Genomic DNA, 21,537 nt, shown 5'->3' with positions numbered 1-21,537 from the left:
CTCTACAATCTTAGTGATTTTCTTCTCGGTCAGCAACCAACTCAGTCACAGGGAGACGCATAAACCAACTCAGTAAAACGATTAGCATCACTAAAAGCGCAATTTTTACCCAAACCATTGGAGCGACAATGATGGAGAAAGTAAAACTGAGTACGATGAAAACCGCGCCACGTTGTTTCACTTTGCGTGTGACTGCTCGGTGTTTATGCCAGTTTTCGAGTAAAGGTCCAAACGTTTTATGTTCATGCAGCCAACGATGAAACGCAGGGCTGCCTCGCATGAAACAGGCACTCGCTAAAAGAATAAAGGGTGTGGTAGGAAGAAGAGGAAGAACGATGCCGGCAATGCCAAGCAGCATGCAGAGTCCACCAGCTATATTGAAAAGGTAACGCTTAATACGAATGGTGGACTCCAATAAACTAACGCTAAATTAAAAGCCCGCGTAACCATTCATTACACGAAGCCAGGTTAACGTTGCAGGTAAAGTTGGGATCAAAAGGACTGCAATGAAACCTAAAAAGTAAAAAATATTATAAGGCTCTTTAAAATCTTTGTCTGCCATGATGTTTCTTCTCACTAGAGTTGAGTTGACTTCGCTTCCCCCACCTTACATCGTTAAATTATCGTTGCATAAATGGGTCATTATTGTTTTAAGCGATGACTATACCTTAAACAATTAACGCTAAACACCAACAAAAAGTAGGGTTATAAAGCGAAGTATCATTAGTTCGAAGCCAAGCAGCTAGAAATAAAAAAGCAGCGTAATGGACGCTGCTTTTATTGATGTATCTATGTTTTTACCTGCTGCTCGTTATATCAATCGATTCAGACGAACCATATTGAGGCTAAAGCTGGATGTCCCAAGACAACCAATTGAAAGCTGCCCGTTAGTGCTGATTGGTAAATCTCGGGTGATGAAGTTTTTCATACTGCCGTCACCTAATTGATTACCAGCGGCTATGTGCTGATTTGAATGGCCGTCTGACCACTGACTATCCAAACCCGCTGGTAGTATAGAGACAGAAGACGAAGCAAGATCTGCGACACCGAAAACGGCATTTACGGCACCGGTACTATCAGAGCACTGAATACCTTTTTCAATAATGTCGACCATGTCTTTCAGGTCTGCACTAAAACTCTTTAAGTTACGTAAGTAGTCATCAAACAAAGCACGCACCAGCAGCGTTGTTGCCACACCATCGTGCGCTGATGACGCTGAATCAACGAGATAAAAGGCAAATTGCCCGTTCATCAGCCAACGGTAATCAAACACTAAAGGCATAACGTCGGTTGATTGCAATAAACGATAAGAGCATTTCCAATCGCCTTGTGATGCGTCTTTTTCTGGTAATAAAGCGTGTAGCAAGTCTCTTGCAGCATTTGGGTGTTGTTGTAGATATTCTAGGTGCCAGTGCAATTCTTGATCGTCTGGCATTTCCCCACCGTCATCAACCCTAAACCATTGGCTCGAAAAATCTCGATGGTCAGAGTAGTGACAGTCTGATTCCTCAAGCGTGTTGTCGATCGCTTGAGATAGATGTTGATAGTTTCCTATTGGTTTAGGTAAGAAATCTTTAATACCAAAACGAAGCGCTTTCGCGACGTCAGACATCTCATCCGTTCCAGACACAACAATCAGTGGCATAGACGGATACTCTAAGCTAACTTCCTCGACAAATTCTATCCCGTCCAACACGGGCATGGATAAATCACATAAGACCAAATCAGGTTGGCATTCCCTTAGTTGTTGAAGCGCCTCTAGGCCGTTTTCTGCTTCGACCACCTTAAAACCCTGACTTTCCAAATAGGCATTAGTCACGCTACGAAATATCGGATCATCGTCCACTAACATGATGAGTTTATGATTGACCACTTCCTGCGCCGAGACCATTGCCGTTTGACTGTGAGTCTTAAACATACCTTTGCACCTCACAAAGCTCAGTCAAAAAAACAAATTTATATGTCGTTATTTTTGTTGTATTCACATCTTACAAAACGTTATGCAGCAAGACATCAGGCCCTTTCACCTTGTTATAAACCGTAGCCTGAAATTGACGTTTATACAAATATTCCATGGTCTATCAGTATTTACTCAGGGAGCCTTGCTGTGTTCAAATGACGCAACATGTTGACTTAAAGCAAACTTTGATCACAAAGTTAATTATAAATTAGCCATAAACGGTAGTTTAATGTGTCTGGAAATATGAAATTAGATGATCTAAACCTGTTTCGATTGGTTGTCGAAAATGGGAGCTATACCGCAACTTCGCGAAAAACCATGATTCCGGTGGCAACCATCACCCGACGCATTCAAGCGCTAGAAGACTCTGTCAATCTTCGATTGCTGAACCGTCATGCGCGTAAGCTTTCTCTGACCGAGGCCGGAGAACGCTTTTACCATGAATGCTCACCTCTGCTACAACGCCTAACATCGACAGCTGAGGAGATTACGGATGACTGTCGTGGCGCATCGGGCAAGATTAAGATTTCTGCACCGTACAACCTGACTAAGCGCATGATGATGCCTATGTTTAATGGGTTCATGAAGCAGTATCCTGACATCAACATCGAGCTGACGACAGAAAACAACGCCGATCAACTTGATCCTACTGAGTGGGACGTGATTTTCCGCGTTGGACCACAGCGTGACTCAAGCTTGATCGCCCGTAAAATTGGTGAAGTGAAGGATATTCTCGTCGCAAGTCCTGACTATCTCGCCGCAAATCCGGCACCAAACCACGCTGAAGAGCTCTCTAACCATTCTTTGCTGAAAGGCTACCCACTGATCAAGTGGACACTAATCAACAGCAAGGGAGAGTCTGTGGTGAATGCAGAACGTGGTCGTTTTCAAGCCAATGCACTGAATGTCGTGCGTAGCTCTTGCTCTGAAGGGTTGGGGATTACATTAATGCCTGACGTGATGATCAAAGAGTATATTGAAAGTGGCGATCTACTGCGTGTATTACCAGATTGGAGCGCTAACCCGCGCGACATCTACATGCTGTACAATCACAAAGACCACCTTCCTGAGAAAGTGCGTCTTTTTATCGACTTCGTGATCGCTTACAACATTCACTAAACTCGATAGCAGATACAAAAAACCAGAGCGCGAGCTCTGGTTTTTTTATGTCTTGGATTTTCGGGCAGATTAAGCGCCTTCGTTATGCAGTTCTAGATTAGCAAGATCTTGCTGAATTTCTGCTTGTGTCTTTGCATCATCGTTACGTAAACCATCAAGGAAGTCGAGGTATTGTTGGTCGATGTCACCCGTCACATATTCACCGTTAAATACTGATGTATCGAACTGAGTGATGTCTTGATTGCCTAAACCAACTGCTTCAACCAAATCATCCAAGCGTTGGTAAATAAGCGCGTCAGCACCAATTTGCTTACAGATGGTTTCGTTATCGCGGCCATGAGCAATCAACTCTGTTGCACTTGGCATATCGATACCGTAAACATTCGGGAAACGTACTTCTGGTGCCGCCGAGACCATAAACACCTTGTTTGCGCCAGAGTCACGAGCCATCTCAATGATCTGCTCTGATGTTGTACCGCGAACAATAGAGTCATCCACAAGCAGGACATTCTTACCTTTAAATTCAGAACGAATCGCGTTTAGTTTGCGGCGCACCGATTTCTTACGCTGTTGTTGACCCGGCATAATGAAAGTACGACCTACGTAACGGTTTTTCACAAAGCCTTGACGGTAAGGTTTATCAATAGCTTGGGCAATTTGTAGAGCAATATCGCAGGACGTTTCAGGAATAGGAATAACCACGTCGATATCCAATTCTGCGTAATCTTCACGAATACGCTCGCCAAGCTTTTTACCCATCTCAACACGAGCACTGTAAACAGAAATCTTGTCGATGAAAGAGTCCGGACGTGCAAAGTAAACGAATTCAAAGATACACGGATTCAGTTTTGGATTGTCGCCACATTGTTTCGTAAATAGTTCACCATCAAACGTTGCGTAAATCGCTTCACCAGGAGCGACATCGCGAACAAAATCAAAACCAACAGCATCTAACGCCACTGACTCTGACGCCACCATGTATTCTGTTCTTCCGTTCACTTCACGCTTACCTAAGCACAAAGGGCGGATACCATGTGGGTCGCGAAACGCAATCATACCGTGGCCAATAATCATCGCAGCAACAGCATAAGCACCACGGATTGTACGGTGAACATTCGTAACCGCACGGAAGACATCGTCAGCTGTCACATTGCCTTTTACTGTATCGATTTCGTGAGCGAGTACATTCAGAAGCACTTCAGAATCTGAAGTCGTATTGATATGACGGCGGTCTTTTTCAAACAGTTTTTGACGAACTTCATGAGCGTTAGTCAAATTACCATTGTGGGCAAGTGTAATACCGAAAGGAGAGTTTACGTAGAAAGGTTGAGCTTCAGAGGCACTTGAACTGCCTGCGGTTGGGTAACGAACATGACCGATACCAACCTCACCTTGTAAGCGTTGCATGTGTCTTGCTTCGAACACATCCTTCACTAAACCGTTCGCCTTACGCAGACGAAAACGATTGCTTTCTATGGTACAAATACCAGCGGCATCTTGGCCACGATGCTGTAACACCGTTAACGCGTCATAAATAGACTGGTTTACAGGCGTTGTGCCCACGATTCCAACAATACCACACATGTCCTAATCCTCGATTTGCGACAGTAGCTGGCACTACTAGATAGTGCCAGACAGAAAACTTGATGTTGCTTTTAAGTGCTCGAAGAATGGGGCGATGATACGGCTGAACTCTGGGACCAACTGTGACTCTTTCCACCAATCCGAGCTTGGGAATGCAGTAAACGCATCCATAAAAAACAGCACCGCAGAAACAATCAGTACTCCGCGTAAACCACCAAACACCACACCGAGAATTCGGTCGGTTCCTGATAGCCCTGTTTTTTGTACCAGTTGACCAATGACGTAATTCACCACTGCACCAACCACTAAGGTAGCGACGAATAACGCCGCTATTGCGGCTCCGTTACGAAACATTTCATCTTCGATGTTGGTGAAATACACCGCCAATTTGGCGTAGTAATTACTGGAGATAAAAAATGCTCCAAACCAAATCACCAAAGACAAAGCTTCTTTAGCAAAACCGCGAACTAAACTGATCAGAGCTGAAAATCCGATCACACCTAAAATGACAAAATCTAACCAATTCATGTTTTCTTCATCTTAAGTTGGCGCGCATTTTAACAGAAAAAATGCTGACGCAAACGTTTTCTTATGGATTTAATGGCTTAAATTTAAGCAATTGACCTTTTGAGCCTGTAATTTTTTGTAATTCCTTGACCTGTCGTTCAAGTTTACTTTTTGACACATCAGGACCAACAATCACTCGAGTAAAGGCTGTCTCTTTTTTTACATGAGCTTGGTAGCCACGCTTCTGAAGATCCTCTACAAGTGCAACCGCATTTTCATGATTTTTTAGTGCCATCAACTGAATGATCCAGGCTGAATCTTCATATTGATTTTTTTCTTCAACCGGACGAACGGCAACTTCAACCTGTTCAGGTTGTTTGACTTCTTCTGGCTGAGAAACTGACTCTGGTTCTGGCTGAGAAACCGCGACTTGAGGCTCTTGAGATTCATTCACTGTTGCAGTTACTGGAGATTCCGGTAATGAAACGTCGTCTTCAACAGGCTCTAGTATTTCGAAGTTCTCCACATCGCTATCAAGTTCAGGTTTGATAGGAATACTGGCAAACTCTTCTTTATAGTGCAGTTTCTTACCATCCAGTACGTCTGGAAGCACGATGACCCCCACCGCCACTAGAATGATGGTGCCGACTAAACGACTTTGAAATTTACTTGCCATCAAATTACCTTTGATTACTCATTATTTGATTGCCAATACTCCAACACTTCACCCACTGTGTGGAATGAACCCACCACCAAAATGACATCATCATGAGCCGCATGAGTTTTCGCGCTCTCAAATGCCTCTACTGGAGTTTGGAACTGAATCTGCCCTTCGGGTAAATATTGACATAACTCGTCGGCAGTTGCCGCGCGAGGGCCAGTCAGTGATGCTGGGTACCATTGGGTTGCAATTGGCGCTAATACTTCAATTGTTGCCTTGATGTCTTTATCGTGCAGCATTGCCACCACGACATGGATGTTTTTATTCACGTATTGGTGCTTCACCTTCTCTACCAAGTATTCTGCAGAGTGAGGATTGTGCGCCACATCAAGCACAATGTCTGGTTCCGTTTGCAAAACCTGCATTCGGCCAGCTAGGCGAGCATTATTCAAGCCATTAACGATATTAATGTCAGTGATTTGCAATTCTGAAGCGCCAAGTGCCATCAGAGCAGTTGCTGCATTCGGTAAGGGCAGAGAAGGCAATGGAAGGTCGTCTAGGCCAAACGCTCCACTGGTCCACTTCCAACCTTTCTCAGTCAATTGGTAATCGAACTGGATGCCAACTTGGAAGAACTCAGCTTGAATGTCATCAGCGTGCGCAGCAACGGTTGCTGGCGGCGTCGGTTGGCCACAAATCGCAGGTTTACCAGTACGGTAGATACCCGCTTTCTCAAAGCCAATTACATTGATGTCATCGCCTAGCCAATCCACATGGTCGATAGCCAAGCTGGTAATAACAGAGACATCATGATCTACGACATTTGTTGCATCTAATCGACCACCAAGGCCAACTTCTAACAACACCACGTCCACTTTTTCAACTTGGAAAATACGAAGTGCAGCCAACGTACCGAATTCAAACAAGCTTAGGCTAATATCACCACGTTGTTGCTCGATATAATCGAATGCTTCGCAGTGTGTACGATCTTCTGCATCTACGCCGTTAATACGAACACGCTCGTTGTAGCGAATAAGGTGAGGTGAACTGTAAACTCCGACTGAGTAGCCGGCATCTAATAGAATCGCTTCCATCAACGCGCACGTCGAACCCTTGCCATTGGTGCCGGCAACAGTAATCACAGTAGGGGCTGGTTTGGTGAGGTTGGCTTTTTTCGCTACCGCTTGAACGCGGTCTAAGCCGAGGTCGATAGCTGATGTGTGGAGATTTGTTAAATAATCAAGCCACATCGTTAGAGTGGATGTGGCTTGAGGAATTGCGTTTTGTGTCATCTAACTTTAACCATTAATTTCTTTGGTTTTTATGTTAGTTGATACTTTACCCTTTTTCGTCCGCTTCTGGTACAGAATATGGCTCTTCATTTGGAGATTCGTTAACGGAAACCACCATCGGAGACTTGTGGTTAGTCATCTTAGCGATCAGACCACCCACACGTTGACGCATTTCACGACGGTCAACGATCATGTCAATCGCACCGTGCTCTAGCAGGAACTCACTACGCTGGAAGCCTTCAGGAAGATCTTCGCGTACTGTTTGCTCGATTACACGACGGCCAGCGAAACCGATCAATGCTTTAGGTTCACCAATGTTGATGTCACCTAGCATCGCTAAACTTGCCGATACACCACCCATTGTTGGGTCAGTCAGTACCGAAATGAATGGTAGGCCTTTTTCTGACAAACGCTCAAGCGCCGCACTGGTTTTCGCCATTTGCATTAGAGACATTAACGCCTCTTGCATACGCGCACCACCACTTGCAGAGAAACACACCAGTGCACAATTGTTTTCAATTGCGGCGTCAACTGCTTTCACGAAACGAGCACCAACAACGGACCCCATTGAACCACCCATGAAAGAGAATTCAAACGCACACGCTACCAATGGCATACCAAGCAGTTCACCCTGCATAACCACCAATGCGTCTTTCTCGCCACTGTTCTTTTGAGCAGCAGAGATACGCTCTTTGTAGCGCTTAGAATCTTTAAATTTCAGTTTGTCCTGTGGCTCAAGCTCTGTGCCTAGCTCTACACGCTCACCTTCATCTAAGAATGTTTCTAGACGACGACGCGCTTTCATGCGCATGTGGTGATTACACTTAGGACAAACTTCTAGGTTACGCTCAAGTTCAGCATGGTAAAGAACCTGCTCACAAGAGGTACATTTCGTCCACACGCCTTCAGGGATAGAAGCTTTGCGTGAACTTACTAGGTTGCTTTTTTCTAAAATCTTTTCAAGCCAACTCATGGAAGACCTTTTCTCTCAATTCTTCCGCTTCATTGCGAAAGATATAAATTCGGAATATTGCGGATGGATTAAAACATATCTTGCCGCGACTGTAGATAAAAAACTGGTTGTACCTATTTTTGATATCATTAATAACGCATAGTTTCTGCGCATTTCCAGTCTAAACTACCGATAATTTGAAACAAATTCGCAAATTTAGTTCAAATTATCCGGTAAAAATAGCGGACCGATCGGCACTTGTGGTAATCCAAACGCTTCTGGGTAGTCCACATCAACCAAATACAAACCTTCAGCCTTGGCCGTTGCACCCGCTAATTTGCGGTCTTTTGCTTCTAAAAGTGACTTGATCCATTCAGGCTTTTCTTCGCCACGACCCACTTTAATCAAACTGCCTGTAATGTTACGCACCATGTGGTGAACAAAAGCGTTCGCTTTAATATCGATAATGACGTAGTCACCATGTCGAGTCACGTTCAAGTGCATCATATTTCGACAAGGGCTCAACGATTGGCAGTGTGCTGCACGAAATGAACTGAAGTCATTCTCACCAAGCAAGTATTGTCCTGCTTCGTGCATTTTCTTTTCATCCAAGTCACCGTGATAATGGCTCACTCCAGAATTTAAGATGCCAGGACGCAATGCGTGATTAAAGATGATGTAGCGGTAACGACGCGCCGTCGCTGAGAATCGTGCATGGAAGTCATCAGGTACTTCTACCGCCCAGCGGACAGCGATATCACTTGGCATGTTCGCATTTGCGCCCATTGTCCAAGCAACCATTTTTCGATTTACGTTGGTGTCGAAGTGAACAACTTGTCCTGTGCCGTGTACACCTGCATCGGTACGACCAGCGCACTGAACTTCTACAGGGTGATTTGCTACTACAGAAAGTGCTTTTTCCAGCGCTTCTTGGACACTTTTTACTTCTCTTTGGCGTTGCCAACCAAAGTAATTTGTACCGTTATACTCGATACCTAATGCGATTCTCATTTTAACCTTCGAACTCTAAAATGGGGCGGGAAGTATATACGTAAGTCCTTCCAGATACAAAAATGGGCAGCATTTGCTACCCATTTTTCTTTATCGACCGTTAATGGCGTCGATAAGCCCTTTCGCTTCACGGCGAATATCATCTTCACCGTAGACGATGGCCTCTTCTAGCAATTTGATCGCCCCTTGAGGATCGTTCATTTCTAGATAGATTTTTGCTAAATCAAGCTTACCTGCGGCTTCTGCGTTGGTGTCTACATCCACATCACCGATGTCACCAATCACATCAGGGAACTCATTCAAACCAACATCGAGCTTTAATTCTTGCTCTTCGAAGTCACCGCCATTTTTATCCACTTGAGCCATCAACTCATCAATCGTCATGAATTGATTTTTCTTCGGGTCGAAGTCGGTAAGATCATCCTGCTCACCCCAGTTTTCCTGAGCGATTTCTGGTTGCGCAAGTGCTTCTGTCGAGCTCCAAACGTCTCTTTGATCTTCTGGGACTTCCGTTGTTGACGCCGCGCTGTCTGATGACAGTTTAAAACCATCCCAGTCATCGCCCACATCCAGCATGGTTTCGAAATCCATACCCGCACTTGCGATGGTGTCATTGTCCAATTTTCCATCAAACACTTCTGAGTCTGCGTTTTCTGACAACAGGTTCGCCATTGCAGATTCTTCAAAATCATTGAGTTCAGACTCTAAGTCTACTTGTGCTTCGGGAACGGGATCAGGCTCGACACTGAAAGCCTCTGGCTGCGCGAATACATCAAACAAAGCATCATGGTCATTGTCTGATTGAATAACAGTTTGAGACGCTTCAGGGTGCTTTACCGGCGTTTCTAGTTCTGCATCGCCCATTGAAGCCAATGCATCTTCTTCATTGAACTCTGGCAAGTCCAGATCATCAAAGTTGAACTCCTCATCGCTCGCCATGCCGGCGGCTGGCTGTGAAGTTTCTGCTTCTGACAATCTTGGCTCGTCAGCCATTGATGCAAGAGCATCTTCTTCGCTGAACTCCGGAAGATCCAGATCATCGAAGTCGAACTCTTCATCTTCAGCCACTGGCTCATTCGCCGCTGTTTCTGGGTCAGTAGTTTCAGATCCAGCTAACTCTGGCTCTTGCGCCATTGACGTTAGTGCATCTTCTTCGCTGAACTCAGGAAGCTCTAGATCATCAAAATTGAACTCTTCCTCTTTAGCCGTTGGTTCAATCGCCGCAGTTTCTGGTTCAGCGGTTTCAGATTCAGCTAACTCTAGCTCTTGCACCATTGACGTTAGTGCATCTTCTTCGTTGAACTCCGGAAGGTCTAGCTCATCGACGTTGAATTCTTCGTCTTCGGCCGTCGGCTCAATCGCCGCAGTTTCTGGTTCAGCAATTTCAGACTCAGCTAACTCTGGCTCTTGCGCCATTGACGCTAGAGCATCTTCTTCGTTGAACTCCGGAAGGTCTAGCTCATCGAAGTTGAATTCTTCGTCTTCGGCCGTCGGCTCAATCGCCGCAGTTTCTGGTTCAGCGGTTTCAGGTTCAGCTAACTCTGGCTCTTGCGCCATTGACGTTAGTGCATCTTCTTCACTGAACTCCGGAAGCTCTAAATCATCAAAGTTGAATTCTTCTTCAGCCGTTGACTCATTCGCCGCAGTTTCTGGATCAGCGGTTTCAGATTCAGCTAACTCTGGCTCTTGTGCCATTGATGTTAGTGCATCTTCTTCGTTGAACTCCGGAAGATCCAGTTCATCGAAGTTGAACTCTTCGTCTTCGGTAGCTGTCTCAGTTGAACTTGCCGCTACGGGTTCTTGTTCCGTCTTCGTCTCGGGCTCTATGTCATCAACAAGCCAGTCTTCTTCTTGCGGAATACCAAATTCATTTTCGACGGTGTTTGGCGTCGGAGTGAACGCGGGCTCTTCTTCTGTTTTGCTGAGTGATGTTTCAACGTCTGAGTCCGCTTTTTCTAAGATCGCATCTTGCGGTTCTGATTCGATAGAAGGTTCTTGAATCAACTCAGGTTCAAAATCTAACTCATCTTCTTCTGTCGCTTGCTCACTAATAAGCGCATCCAGTTCCGCAGCGAAATCGGCGCGCTCTTGCTCTGCTTGTTTTAGATCGTCTTCATTAGATTCAAACAACTCATCCAATTCCGACATCAAAGGATCGTGCTCTGGGATTGAATCTTCTAAATCACCAAAGAAATCCTCTTTGTCAAAATCTTCAACGGTTTGTTCTAGTGCTGATTCAGCCTCTGATTCGCGGCTCAACGCGTCTACTTTCGGCTCAACCTCTGGTTGGTTCTCGTTCAGTAATGCATCGATATCTAAGCCTGAATCCAGACCAAGCGCCTTTTCGTCTTCCAATTCAGAAGCAGATTTAACCTGTTGTTGAGTTTCAGCAGGTTGAGTCGCTTCTGGCTCAAGATCATCAAAACCTAACGAGGCCAATAAGTCATCGTCACTCTGCTGCGCACTCGCGATTTCTGGCTCATCATCTTCACGAATCAAATCATCGAATGGGTCAACGTCCGTAGGCTCTTGTTCGTCTATTGTTTCATCGCCGCTGTCATCAAGTAGCTCATCCAACAAATCGACGCTGTTTTCATCAAGATCTTCTAATGCGTCATCGCCCTCAAAACCAGACAGTTTCTCTAGTTCATCAAGTGGATCAAAATCATCGTCAGATGCATCCTCATCATCAAAACCAATCAACTCGTCAAGCAAATCTGTGCTGTCTTCATCAATCGAAGGTTCTTCACTCAAGCCTGCGATGTCTTCTAGATCGTCAAGAGGATCTCGCTCATTGATTGATTCACCTTCGTCGTCACCCATCAACTCATCGAGGAGTGCTGATGCATCATCCTGCTCTAAGTCTGAATCAGACAGACCAGACAATGATTCTAGTTCATCAAGTAGTGGGTCATCGGCATCCGCACTTACTGGCTGTTCATACTGAGCAAGCAGTTTATCTATGTCATCGTCGGTTGCTTCACCAGCAGAGAAAGCACTCTCTGACACTTGAGATGGCTTCTCGTCCTCAACATCAAGATTGAGGTCGTCACCATCAAGGTCAGCAAATAAGTCATCAAGCATGGCTTGATCAACCGCGTCACTTTGTAACTCTTCAGATGGGTCGTCAGCAGAGAGTAACTCGGCAAATGCATCATCCGACATCACATCAGCGTTATCTTCATCTGAAAGATCGAAACCGACTTCATCCTCATCATCCAAAACTTCAAGCTCTGGAGAGACTTCATCAAGTGCACGCTCCATCTCTTCAAGACCGAGCGCTTTTTCTTCGCCGTTTACTTTTATGCCATTGCTTGAAGAGTCAAATTCATCGAAGCCAACGTCAAGATCGCCATCATCCCCAATCCCCGCGAATGGGTCTTCGCCATCATCCCCTTCGAGGTTGAAATCGAGATCGTCGTCATCCAGATTAGCAAAGACATCCTCTTCTTCTGGCTGCGCTTCTTCTTGGCCGAATAGTTGTTCCGTGTCGTCATCGTCACCAAACAAATCGTCGTCTAGACTTAATTCTTCATCCAACTCATCTGCCGCTGCCAATCCGATTGGCGCAGCAAGTGGATCAACACTTTGCTGTTCTTGCGCAGCAGCTTCTTCCTCTTTCTCTTTAGAGCGACGACCAAGCAACATGACGATTAACATGGCAATCAATGCACCTGGAATAAGTGCTGCAAGGCCTACTAGCCAACCGTTAGACAGAACCTTGTCCATCGTACTTGGCTGCATTCGTTGCTGCTCTGCAAGACGCTGACGTTCTTCCGCTAGCAGTTTTTCAACTTCAGAGCGAATTCGTTCTTCATCGTTGAGCGAAGTTTTAAGCGTTGCGACCTCACTCTGCACTTCAGACAGCATCAAACGTAAACGATGGTTCTTCTCTTCGAGAGAGTCCAACTCACTTTGTGAGCCTTGCAGTTTATCTTTAAGTGCTGTTACTTGTTTCTCACCTTCCGGTGAAGTCACGACTTCAGGTACGGGGGTCGTAGACTCAACCGGCTTGATTGGTTCTGGCTTTGCCAATTCCGGTTTAGACGGCTCAATTTGAGCAACTTCTGGCTTAGGTTGAGGTTTCGTAACTTCAGCCGTAGGCTTTGGTGTTTCCGGTTTTGGCTTAACAGGCGATGTTTTTGCTGGTTTTTGTTGAGCTAATCGAACTTCATGAGCATTCATCACGGCAATCGCCTGAGGCGTGGTAGCACTCTGAACTTGCTCTAATGAAGGCACGCGAAGTCGGCTGCCCGGGATCAATTCATGAATATTCTGGTTATCAAACGCTTGAGGGTTGATTCGGTAAATGGCGAGAAGCGTCTGTTGAACAGAAACATTACGAGAAGGTCGCAATTGAGAAGCAATCGACCACAAAGTCTCGTTTTTATTCGTCGGACCATAAAAGCGCGACGGTTGGTTATTTTCAGGCGGAGCAGGTAACGCTCGCTCAATCTCCTCAGCGTAGCTAGGAGACGTTTGCACTTCACCAGAGGGTCCTACAAGTCGAATTCCTTCGGCTTGAACCACTGACGATGTCTGAGTCGCGCTCATCAACACAAGGGCTGCTAACAAACGCTTATAATTTTGACGCATAGAAGGCTCAGTTTGGTGCTAGAAACAATTTGAAATGGTGATCGGTTAAATATATCGGATAACACACGCAAAACTATAGCTTTGAGGGCAAAAAATGTGTGGCTCTCACCATATTCGTACTAATCTCACACAAATTTACGCCGTTCGAACAAAAAAGCCTCGCAGTGTGCGAGGCTTTGGATTCATTCGTCAGCGTGGCTTAGTAGTAATCGCGAATCAAAACTTCAGCAATTTGTACGGCGTTTGTCGCTGCACCTTTGCGTACGTTATCAGCAACTACCCATAGGTTTACACCACTGTGATGACTAATATCATTGCGAATACGACCAACCATTACGTGGTCTTTGCCGCCTGCATCACGCACTTGTGTTGGGAAATCTTCACCGTGGAACACTTCGATGCCATCCGTTTGCTCAAGCAGGTTAACCACTTCTTGTGCATCGATTGGTGAACGAGTTTCAACATGTAATGCTTCTGCATGACCGTAAAATACCGGAACGCGTACACACGTTGGGTTTACAGTGATTGATGGGTCGTTAAAGATCTTTTGCGTCTCCCACACCATTTTCATTTCTTCTTTGGTGTAGCCGTTTTCCATCATCTGGTCGATTTGTGGAATACAGTTAAACGCGATCTGTTGAGAAAATTCTTTCTTGTCAGCAGGTAGACCATTTAGCAGCTTCGCTGTTTGGCCTGCTAGCTCATCAATACCTGCTTTACCTGCTCCCGATACAGATTGGTAAGTTGAAACGTTAATACGTTCAATGCCCACTGCATCATGAATTGGTTTTAGTGCCACCAGCATTTGGATGGTCGAACAGTTCGGGTTTGCAATGATATTGCGGTTACGAAACTCTGCAATCGCTTCTGGGTTTACTTCTGGCACAACCAAGGGAATATCATATTCGTAACGGAAGTTCGACGTATTATCGATAACGATAACACCTTCATCAGCGGCAATTGGTGCCCATTTCGCTGACAGTTCGCCACCAGCAGAGAACAGTGCGATGTGCGCTTGAGACCAATCGAATTCTTCTACGTTTTGAACACGTACCGTTTTACCATTGAAGCGGTAAGTCTTGCCTTCACTACGCTCACTCGCAAGTAGGAAGATTTCACCTACCGGGAATTTGCGCTCTTGAAGCACTTCCAAAATTGTTTCACCGACCGCACCGGTCGCACCTAATACGGCAACATTGTATTGCTGGCTCATTGACTTACCTCAACCTGAAAACCTAGTTCTGCTAATGGTGCAAGATTGCATGTTTCGTTACCCATTAGCGTGACAGCGCTGTACTCGCGGCGATCCCAGTAGTTTTTACGCATCAGGTCAAAAGAGCCTGGCTTACTGATTTCGCGGCGGAAAAGAGCGTCATCTTTACGCACATCATAGATTAACTGCGTGATGTTGTGCAGCGTTGCTTCATCCCATGCTCTGTCCAATACCATAGTAGGAACAGGCGCGGTTGGCAGTAAATCGCTGGCATGCGCACGTAATTCGTTATTTAAGAACTCACAGTAGCTATTGAAAATCATTGTTGTACCGCGAGCTTTCCCTTCCAGACCATAGCCTGCAACGTGAGGGGTTGCGAATGCTAGCAGAGGCAGAAGCTCCATATCAACCTCTGGTTCAAACTCAAACACATCGAGTGCCGCTGTAAAGCCGTCGTTTTTCAGTAAACGTTGCTTTAGCGCTTGGTTGTCAACGACCGGACCGCGCGCGGCATTGATAAGAATTTGATCGCTACGAAGACCATTTAGCACTGCCTCATCAATCAGGTGATGCGTTGGATGTGGACCATCTTTAGTGATAGGCGTATGCAGCGTAATGATGTCAGAACGTTCGATCAGCTCGGCTAGCGGAGTGAAGCTGCGAGAATCACCCTCTTCTTGTTTAAATGGATCATTGATGAGCACGTTTATGCCCATGCCTTTCAAACATTTTTCAAGGTAGCTACCGACTTGACCCGCGCCAATAATACCAACGGTTTTATCGAAAACTGAGAAGCCTTGTTGTTGTGCTAGCACCATCATGACGCTGAACGCGTACTCGGCAACACCAACTTTGTTACAACCAGGTGCTGCGGTGAAGAAAATACCTTTCTCTTGCAATAGCGCTTGATCAACATGATCCATACCTGCGGTTGCTGTACCAACGAACTTCAGCTTGTTTGCTTTGCTGATCAGTTCTGCGTTTACTTTGGTAACTGAGCGAATCATTAGCGCGTCGACATCGACTAAATCATCGGCGGTTAGTGTACGACCAGGTTTTAGAATCACTTCACCGAGTTGGCTGAATAGCTCTTCAGCGTACGGCATATTTTCATCAACAATAATTTTCATAGCGCCAGCGTTTAACATCCATTTGTATGAGTTCGTTTATTCGCAAGATGCGAAGCTAAAGCGATTGTGCCCTTTTCTTGAAAAATCTCAACAACTATACCCAAGTGACTTTCCTAAACAGGTTTCAGAAAAGAAAAAGCCCGGCTAAATTAGCCGGGCAAAGTTCCAGAACAAAAGGATCCTATCCCGCTCTCCTTGGGATAGAGTCTGCGTCTGTTCGATCAGTTAACCTGATCAAGCTCTGGAAACTGGTTTGTTGGTCGGTTCACTCCACGAAGAGAATCACAGCCCAACAAATTCAGTTAGCTTTGGGTCGCTTATGCTTGGTACTTTTTGATTACCAATGTCGCGTTTGTACCACCAAAACCAAAGCTGTTTGACATAACTGTCGTCAGTTCAGCGTCACGAGCTTCCATCACGATGTCTAGACCTTGTGCTGCTTCATCCAAGTTAGAGATGTTCACACTTGGGGCAATGAAGTTGTTGTCTAGCATTAGCGTTGAGTAAATCGCTTCGTGAACGCCAGCTGCACCTAGTGCGTGACCTGTCATTGCTTTTGTCGCAGAGATTGCTGGGCTGTTATCACCGAATAGTTCTTGGATAGCGCCTAGCTCTTTCACGTCACCTACTGGAGTAGAAGTGCCGTGGGTATTGATGTAGTCGATAGCATCAACATCTTGCATTGCCATCTTCATACAACGAACGGCACCTTCACCTGATGGTGCTACCATGTCGTAGCCATCAGAAGTCGCACCGTAACCTACGATCTCACCGTAGATTTTCGCGCCACGAGCTAGAGCGTGCTCTAGTTCTTCGATAACTAGCATGCCGCCGCCACCAGAGATTACGAAACCGTCACGGTCTGCATCGTAAGTACGAGATGCTTTGTCTGGTGTTTCGTTGTATTTAGTTGATAGTGCGCCCATCGCATCAAACATCATAGTTTGAGACCAATCTAGCTCTTCACCACCACCTGCAAAAACGATGTCTTGTTTACCAAGTTGGATAAGCTCCATCGCGTGACCGATACAGTGTGCAGACGTTGCACAAGCTGAGCTCATTGAGTAGTTCACGCCACGAATCTTAAATGGTGTTGCAAGACACGCTGATACTGTTGAAGACATAGTACGTGGAACCATGTATGGACCTACGCGTTTTACGCCTTTTGCACGCATCGTGTCAGTTGCTACTGTTTGGTTTAATGCAGAAGCACCACCAGAACCAGCAACGATACCTGTACGATCGTTTGAAACTTGTTCTTCAGATAGACCAGCGTCTTCAATTGCCTGCTGCATTGATAGGTATGCATAAGCAGCCGCATCACCCATAAAGCGCATCTGCTTACGGTCAATAAATTCTGCTGGGTTGATTTTCAGATCACCCCATACCTGCGAACGCAGACCGTTTTCTTTAAACTGCTCAGACGCAGTGATGCCAGATTTGCCCGCTTTAAGAGACGCTAGAACTTCTTCGACGTTGTTACCGATACTTGAAACAATACCCATACCGGTGATTACGACTCGTTTCATTATGACATTCCTATAATTCAAAAATCCGCTAGATAATAACTAAGATAGTCAACAAAAGTGGTCAGCTTTCCCAGAAATTCGTACAATCGCCGAATTCTAACCGCGCCAAATCACATATTTGCACCATTATGACTTCGATTAAAAACGCAGAACTTGGTTGGAACGAAGCTGGTACACCGGTTTCTGACCAATTTGATGATGTTTATTTCTCCAACGTAAACGGTCTCGAAGAGACGCGTTACGTGTTCCTCAAACAAAATCATCTACCAGAAAGATGGCAGGAATTTGACCAAAGACGTTTTGTTATTGGTGAAACCGGATTTGGCACAGGGTTGAACTTCTTAGCCGTGTGGCAATGGTTTACCGAATTTCGTCGCGAATATCCAGAGGCAACCCTAAAAGAATTACATTTTGTTAGCTTTGAGAAGTACCCACTAAGCAAAGCTGATTTAGAAAAAGCGCATCAATCATGGCCAGAATTGGCCGAGTTTGCCGAAAAACTGCAACAGCACTATCCAGCCGCAGTGCCTGAGTGTCATCGCATTGTTTTAGAAGACGGCGCTATCACACTCGATCTTTGGTTTGGCGATATCAAAGACTGCATGCCGCTTGTTCCTTATGCAGAGCGAGGCTTGATTGATGCTTGGTTCTTAGATGGTTTTGCACCAAGCAAAAACCCAGAAATGTGGAACCAAAACCTATTCAACGGTATGGCAAAATTGGCGAAACAGGATTGTACGGTCGCAACCTTTACGGCAGCGGGCTTTGTGCGTCGCGGCTTAAACGAAGCGGGCTTTGCAATGAGAAAAGTCAAAGGCTTCGGCACCAAACGTGAAATGATCGCAGGTTCGATGGAGCAGCGTGAAGCACATTCAAACCACCTACCTTGGTTTAACCGCACTGCCTCGACCAATCATGATTCCATCGCGATTATTGGTGGCGGCATCGCTAGCGCGACTTTGGCTAAAACGCTGATTCGTCGCGGTCAAAATGTCACGCTTTACTGCAAAGACGCTCAACCTGCAGAAGGCGCATCAGGCAACCGCCAAGGCGCAGTGTACCCATTATTAAATGGTCCACACAAAGGCGTTTCTCGTGTATTCGCTCCGGGCTTTTTGTTTGCCCGTCAGTTTGTTGACCAAGCAGCGCAAGATATCCGATTTGACCACGATTGGTGCGGCATCACTCAGTTAATGTGGGATGACAAATCCGCAGACAAGCTGGAAAAAATGCTTGCTGGCAATTTCACGCCAGAGTTAATTCATAAACTATCTGCTGAAGAGACCGCAGAGAAGATTGGCTTGCCGATCGATATGGCATCAGTTCATTACCCTCTTGGCGGTTGGTTATGCCCTGCAGAACTGACCCGTGGTTTGATTGCTCAACTGGAGAAAACAGAACTTTTTGAAGTGAAGTTCGAGCATCAAGTCGAGTCACTAACTTGGGATGAAGCGCGCCAACTATGGACATTGAAAGCAAACGGTCAAAGCTTTGAACACTCCACTGTAGTGGTTGCTAACGGCAGTGAATTCCAAACACTAAGCCAAACCGCGGATCTACCAATGGGTCAGGTAAAAGGTCAAGTTAGCCACGCCCCTGCAACTGAAACGCTGTCTAAGCTGAAAACAGTACTGTGTTACGACGGTTACATGACACCTGTTAACCCGAATAATCAGCACTTGTGCATCGGTGCAAGTTACGACCGCAGTCACCTCGATTACGAGTTTGACGAAGAAGCACAGAAAGACAATGCAGAGAAATTGGTGAAGTGTTTGCCAAACCAAGCTTGGACGAAAGAAGTAGATACCTCTGGTAATTTATCACGCCAAGGCATTCGCTGTGTTAGCCGTGATCACCTTCCATTTGTCGGTAACGTAGGCGACTTTGAAACCATCAAAGCGCAATATGCGGATCTGCAAAATCAACAAGAACAAGACGTTGAAGCGATTCACCAGTTCCCTAACCTATTCTGTTTCCTTGGTTTAGGCTCTCGTGGTTTGAGTTCTGCGCCTCTAATGGCCGAAGTGTTGGCATCACAAATCTGTGGCGACCCATTACCATTGCCTGTTGATATACTGACTGAGCTGCACCCTAGCCGTATGTGGGTAAGAAAGCTACGTAAAGGTAAGGCGATTACTGAGTTATAACGCGTTTCGAATGCGTAAATAACCCCTCCTAGCCTCCCCTTAAAAAGGGGAGGAACAAGTTCTTAACCCCCACTTTAGTCCATCCATCTTTCCAAGAAGGAGTCAGGGGCTACTCCGAAAACAAACAGCCACTCCTTGCCTCATTTTAAAAAAGTGGAGGAGCAAGTTATGAACTCCGCATTCGTCCTCCCCCTTTCCAAGGGGGAGTTAGAGGGGGTTACAAGTTTTTTAATTCAATGCCGCCACGGCCGCTTTCACCTGATCTGCAATTTCAGCATTACGGAACTCACCCGCTTCCAAATCAAAGTTATCGTAGAAGCTTGGAATAGATTGCGATGCTTTCACTTCAGCACCAAAGTAAGGCGCAGACCCTGTCGCTGCGGCGAGTACCGTTTGTGCACCACCAGGGCCAGGTGAAGTCGCTAAGTACACCGCCGGTTTATTTTGGAATACGTTGCGATCAATGCGTGTCGCCCAATCGAATAGATTCTTATACGCCGCTGGGTAAGAGCCGTTGTGCTCAGCAAAAGAAATCACCAAAGCGTCCGCGGTTGCGATATCAGCAAGAAACGCTTTTGCGCCTTCCGCCTGGCCGATTTCCTTCTCTTTGTCTTCACTGAACAAAGGAACATCGTAACTATTGAGGTCTAACACTTGAACTTCTGCACCTTCGACAAGGTTAGCAGCGTAAGTCGCAAGGGTTTTATTGATAGAGGTAGAGCTAGTAGAAGCGCCGAATGCGATAATTTTCATGGTTGTAATCCTTTGTTCACGTTTTGTACTAACAAGAGTAAAAGGTGAACGAGTGTGCTACAACCACAAAAATTTTAAGGAGAGATTCGAAAATTTCGAAGGAGTTTATTTCAACTCTTTTTGCTTCAACCAGAAGCTTAGAGCAACCAGTCGAAGCATATATAACTGAATGAGACTTAAGCTTGCGCTTGAAGCTCTTGCCATAGATCACTCACGATCACGCGATCGGCTGGCGTTAGTTCTGAACGTGCTTCTTCAAGACTGCTTTCGATGCGAGATTTAAGCTCCGTCACATCGTTAATGCCTTCTTCTTCACACGCTGCAGCAGACAGAGAAATGTGACCACGTAAATAACCACCAGCAAACAGTTCATCATCCGATGCTGTTTCAATGCGAGCATCAATCAGTTCTAGTAGTTTTTCTTCAAATTCAATAATCATGGCGTTTCTCTGAGGTTATTTAACGATAAAGTCAGATGGTTCCAGCGGCTTGGTTTGGTAAAAGGCACGCAACGCATCCGATAGCATTTTCACGCGAGGCGGAAGGCCGTTTTCTAGAATACCCATTACTTCATTGTGCACTTTGTGCATAAAACCAAGACGATCTGGTTCAAAATCGCCGTGTAGATTGTCACAACTGACGTTAAAAGGGAAGTCAGCACTTTTCGCTAGAATCCACTCGTAAGCTTGAGGGCGAATTTCAACTTTTTCGAACTCAGCTTGAACCTCTGCTGTACGACCATCTGGTTCGTACCAGTAGCCAAAATCTTCCAGCAAACGACGTTCTGGTCCTGCTACGCACCAATGGGCAATCTCGTGCAGTGCTGACGCATAAAAGCCACGAGCAAAAATAATCCGATGATGCGGATGTTCTTCATCTGCTGGCAAGTAAATTGGCTCATCGCCGCCTAGCTCTAACTCAGTGTTAAAAGGCCCAAGAAATGTGTCATTGAAAATAGCGATAAGGTCTTGATATTCGTGGTTCATCATCGATTCTGTACGTCAAATTGATATGCGGTGCGCATTGTCGCTGTTTTTCTTACACAGGTAAAGCCACACAACATGTTTGGTTATTAGCTGAGTT

18 protein-coding genes are annotated in these 21,537 nt (G+C 45.6%); 2 read left to right on the top strand and 16 right to left on the bottom strand.

Annotation, left to right across the window (positions count from 1 at the left end; genetic code table 11):
- Positions 1 to 10: 10 nt before the first annotated feature.
- The 3 genes from C1S73_RS15650 to C1S73_RS15640 all read right to left on the bottom strand — a co-directional run bounded on the left by C1S73_RS15650 (position 11) and on the right by C1S73_RS15640 (position 1,918).
- A complete protein-coding gene (locus C1S73_RS15650; protein WP_042606344.1) occupies positions 11 to 358 on the bottom strand; it encodes a YbaN family protein in 348 nt (115 codons plus the stop codon).
- Positions 359 to 430: 72 nt separating this feature from the next.
- Positions 431 to 562 carry a hypothetical protein gene (locus C1S73_RS28205; protein WP_005380608.1) on the bottom strand — a complete coding sequence of 44 codons (132 nt, stop codon included), beginning with the start codon at positions 560 to 562 and terminating at the stop codon, positions 431 to 433.
- A 249-nt stretch (positions 563 to 811) separates the two neighbouring features.
- Complete coding sequence (locus tag C1S73_RS15640) at positions 812 to 1,918, bottom strand: response regulator (protein ID WP_038871316.1); 1,107 nt, start codon at positions 1,916 to 1,918, stop codon at positions 812 to 814.
- Positions 1,919 to 2,203: 285 nt separating this feature from the next.
- Between C1S73_RS15640 and C1S73_RS15635 the strand changes: the two genes are divergently transcribed.
- The gene (locus C1S73_RS15635) at positions 2,204 to 3,079 is read left to right on the top strand and encodes a LysR family transcriptional regulator (protein ID WP_038871318.1); all 876 of its coding nucleotides are present in this window, start codon (positions 2,204 to 2,206) and stop codon (positions 3,077 to 3,079) included.
- Between the two features lie 69 nt (positions 3,080 to 3,148).
- Here C1S73_RS15635 and purF read toward each other — a convergent pair whose 3' ends face one another.
- The 10 genes from purF to fabB form a co-directional block, all read right to left on the bottom strand.
- The gene (purF, locus tag C1S73_RS15630) at positions 3,149 to 4,663 is read right to left on the bottom strand and encodes an amidophosphoribosyltransferase (protein WP_038871321.1); all 1,515 of its coding nucleotides are present in this window, start codon (positions 4,661 to 4,663) and stop codon (positions 3,149 to 3,151) included.
- 36 nt (positions 4,664 to 4,699) lie between these two features.
- Entirely contained in the window at positions 4,700 to 5,191 is a 492-nt protein-coding gene (locus C1S73_RS15625) for a CvpA family protein (RefSeq protein ID WP_005432921.1), read from the bottom strand.
- A gap of 61 nt (positions 5,192 to 5,252) precedes the next feature.
- Positions 5,253 to 5,846 (bottom strand): SPOR domain-containing protein, encoded by a 594-nt coding sequence (locus C1S73_RS15620; protein WP_038871324.1) that lies wholly within the window; start codon positions 5,844 to 5,846, stop codon positions 5,253 to 5,255.
- 14 nt (positions 5,847 to 5,860) lie between these two features.
- Positions 5,861 to 7,123, bottom strand: coding sequence for a bifunctional tetrahydrofolate synthase/dihydrofolate synthase (gene folC / locus C1S73_RS15615; protein ID WP_038871327.1), 1,263 nt, complete (start codon positions 7,121 to 7,123; stop codon positions 5,861 to 5,863).
- 46 nt (positions 7,124 to 7,169) lie between these two features.
- On the bottom strand, positions 7,170 to 8,096 hold the full coding sequence (gene accD, locus C1S73_RS15610; protein ID WP_038871328.1) for an acetyl-CoA carboxylase, carboxyltransferase subunit beta: 927 nt from the start codon (positions 8,094 to 8,096) through the stop codon (positions 7,170 to 7,172).
- A 195-nt stretch (positions 8,097 to 8,291) separates the two neighbouring features.
- Positions 8,292 to 9,086, bottom strand: coding sequence for a tRNA pseudouridine(38-40) synthase TruA (gene truA / locus C1S73_RS15605; protein ID WP_038871331.1), 795 nt, complete (start codon positions 9,084 to 9,086; stop codon positions 8,292 to 8,294).
- Between the two features lie 90 nt (positions 9,087 to 9,176).
- The gene (locus C1S73_RS15600; RefSeq protein ID WP_038871334.1) at positions 9,177 to 13,682 is read right to left on the bottom strand and encodes a FimV/HubP family polar landmark protein; all 4,506 of its coding nucleotides are present in this window, start codon (positions 13,680 to 13,682) and stop codon (positions 9,177 to 9,179) included.
- A 199-nt stretch (positions 13,683 to 13,881) separates the two neighbouring features.
- Entirely contained in the window at positions 13,882 to 14,895 is a 1,014-nt protein-coding gene (locus tag C1S73_RS15595) for an aspartate-semialdehyde dehydrogenase (RefSeq protein ID WP_038871337.1), read from the bottom strand.
- Positions 14,892 to 16,025 (bottom strand): 4-phosphoerythronate dehydrogenase, encoded by a 1,134-nt coding sequence (locus C1S73_RS15590; protein WP_005448026.1) that lies wholly within the window; start codon positions 16,023 to 16,025, stop codon positions 14,892 to 14,894. The genes C1S73_RS15595 and C1S73_RS15590 overlap by 4 nt, the downstream gene beginning before the upstream one ends.
- Before the next feature lie 317 nt (positions 16,026 to 16,342).
- Entirely contained in the window at positions 16,343 to 17,554 is a 1,212-nt protein-coding gene (gene fabB / locus C1S73_RS15585) for a beta-ketoacyl-ACP synthase I (RefSeq protein WP_038871339.1), read from the bottom strand.
- A gap of 128 nt (positions 17,555 to 17,682) precedes the next feature.
- Here fabB and mnmC point away from each other — a divergent pair, with 128 nt between their 5' ends.
- A complete protein-coding gene (gene mnmC, locus C1S73_RS15580; RefSeq protein WP_038871341.1) occupies positions 17,683 to 19,701 on the top strand; it encodes a bifunctional tRNA (5-methylaminomethyl-2-thiouridine)(34)-methyltransferase MnmC2/FAD-dependent 5-carboxymethylaminomethyl-2-thiouridine(34) oxidoreductase MnmC1 in 2,019 nt (672 codons plus the stop codon).
- A gap of 228 nt (positions 19,702 to 19,929) precedes the next feature.
- Here the strand turns inward: mnmC and C1S73_RS15575 are convergent, their stop codons facing one another.
- The 3 genes from C1S73_RS15575 to C1S73_RS15560 all read right to left on the bottom strand — a co-directional run bounded on the left by C1S73_RS15575 (position 19,930) and on the right by C1S73_RS15560 (position 21,440).
- Positions 19,930 to 20,454 carry an NADPH-dependent FMN reductase gene (locus tag C1S73_RS15575; RefSeq protein WP_038871344.1) on the bottom strand — a complete coding sequence of 175 codons (525 nt, stop codon included), beginning with the start codon at positions 20,452 to 20,454 and terminating at the stop codon, positions 19,930 to 19,932.
- A 176-nt stretch (positions 20,455 to 20,630) separates the two neighbouring features.
- Positions 20,631 to 20,894: a YfcL family protein gene (locus C1S73_RS15565; protein ID WP_038871347.1), complete on the bottom strand. Its 264-nt coding sequence runs from the start codon at positions 20,892 to 20,894 to the stop codon at positions 20,631 to 20,633.
- Between the two features lie 15 nt (positions 20,895 to 20,909).
- Positions 20,910 to 21,440 carry an elongation factor P hydroxylase gene (locus C1S73_RS15560; protein WP_009707346.1) on the bottom strand — a complete coding sequence of 177 codons (531 nt, stop codon included), beginning with the start codon at positions 21,438 to 21,440 and terminating at the stop codon, positions 20,910 to 20,912.
- Positions 21,441 to 21,537: the final 97 nt, after the last annotated feature.

The sequence above is a fragment of the Vibrio jasicida 090810c genome, from assembly GCF_002887615.1.
GTDB lineage: Bacteria > Pseudomonadota > Gammaproteobacteria > Enterobacterales > Vibrionaceae > Vibrio > Vibrio jasicida.
The sequence above is the reverse complement of the archived record's forward strand: the minus strand, read 5'-3'. Positions and strand labels throughout refer to the sequence as shown.